3 protein-coding genes are annotated in these 1266 nt (G+C 74.3%); 2 read left to right on the top strand and 1 reads right to left on the bottom strand.

Translation table 11 applies throughout. From position 1 onward, the window contains the following. Positions 1-273: hypothetical protein (locus FDZ70_10900; protein ID TLM65721.1), on the bottom strand; the 273-nt coding region annotated here is incomplete at its 3' end. A 181-nt stretch (positions 274-454) separates the two neighbouring features. On the opposite strand from FDZ70_10900, the gene leuD reads away from it, so the two are divergent. Together leuD and FDZ70_10890 are read left to right on the top strand one after the other, a co-directional pair. Next, positions 455-949, top strand: coding sequence for a 3-isopropylmalate dehydratase small subunit (leuD, locus tag FDZ70_10895; protein ID TLM65720.1), 495 nt, complete (start codon positions 455-457; stop codon positions 947-949). A gap of 21 nt (positions 950-970) precedes the next feature. Continuing rightward, a partial coding sequence (locus tag FDZ70_10890; protein TLM65719.1) for a hypothetical protein occupies positions 971-1266 on the top strand: 296 nt, incomplete at its 3' end.

Below are 1266 nucleotides of genomic sequence, written 5' to 3'. Positions count from 1 at the left end.
GACCGCCAGCAGCGCGCAGACCGTGAGCCAGCCGGCCAGCGCCGCGAGCAGCGCGACGGGGATGCGGGCGGCGCGAGGAAGGGAGACCTGGCCCCTCAACGCCGCGAGCGCTACGAGCGCGACGGCGGTGGCGAGCCCGAGCACCGTCGCGACCACGGGGCCCGCCGGCTCGGGAAGCGCCACGGAGGCGATGCCGGGCGCCGCGACCGCCAGCACCGCGGGGGAGAGGTCCGCGGTCCCGGCCCGCTCGGCCGTCTGCCCGCTCTCGGTCATCGCGTCTCCGTACTCCCATCAAGCTCGCCCGGCGGGCGCGGGACCGCCTCAAGGCCCGCGCGCCAGCGAAAGGATAGCGGATGCGCGGACGTCGCCGCCTTCGCGCGCTGTGCTATCTTCCGCTGTACCTCGGCGCGGCGCCGCCTCGGCGCGTGCCTTTCCGAACCGGAGTGGAGCAACCGTGGAGTTCTCGGGAACGGCGCACAAGTACGGCCGCGACGTCGACACCGACGTCATCATCCCCGCGCGCTACCTCAACACGTCGGACCCGGCGGAGCTGGCGAAGCACTGCATGGAGGACCTCGACGCCGGCTTCGTCGCCAAGGTGCAGCCGGGCGACATCCTGGTGGCCGAGGAGAACTTCGGCTGCGGCTCCTCGCGCGAGCACGCGCCCATCGCCATCAAGGCCGCGGGCGTCTCCGTCGTCATCGCGAAGAGCTTCGCGCGCATCTTCTACCGCAACGCGATCAACACCGGCCTGCCGATCATGGAGTGCGCCGAGGCGGTCGACGGCATCAGTGACGGCGACGAGGTCAGGGTGGATGCGGACGCGGGCGTCATCACCGACCTGACCACGGGCGCCGTCTTCACCGCGTCTCCGTTCCCGCCGTTCATCAAGTCGATCATCGAGCAGGGCGGCCTGGTAGAGGCCGCGCGCGCGAAGACGCGCGGCTAGGGCGAAGGCGGCGACGGGAAGGTGACGGCCTCCGAGGCGGCACGGCAGGACGGCGCGGTGCGCCGCCGCATCCCGGCGGCCGCGTGGGTGCTCGCCGCGGTCGGCCTCGTCGGCGTCCTGCCGCGGCTGCTGGTGAGCGGCCGGGCCGGCACCTGGGACCTCGCCGCGGTCGGTCTGGCCCTGGCGGCGCTGGCCGCCGGCGCGGTGATGCTCCTCGACCGGCGCCCCGGCCCGGGCGTGACGCGTCTGTCCCTGGCGGCGGGCGCCTTCCTCGCCGTCGCCGCGATCGGCGTGGCGTCGTCCGGTCACGCATGGGA

The organism is Actinomycetota bacterium (assembly GCA_005774595.1).
Taxonomy (GTDB): Bacteria; Actinomycetota; Coriobacteriia; order Anaerosomatales; family D1FN1-002; genus D1FN1-002.
This window is presented reverse-complemented; position numbering and strand designations above follow the sequence as displayed.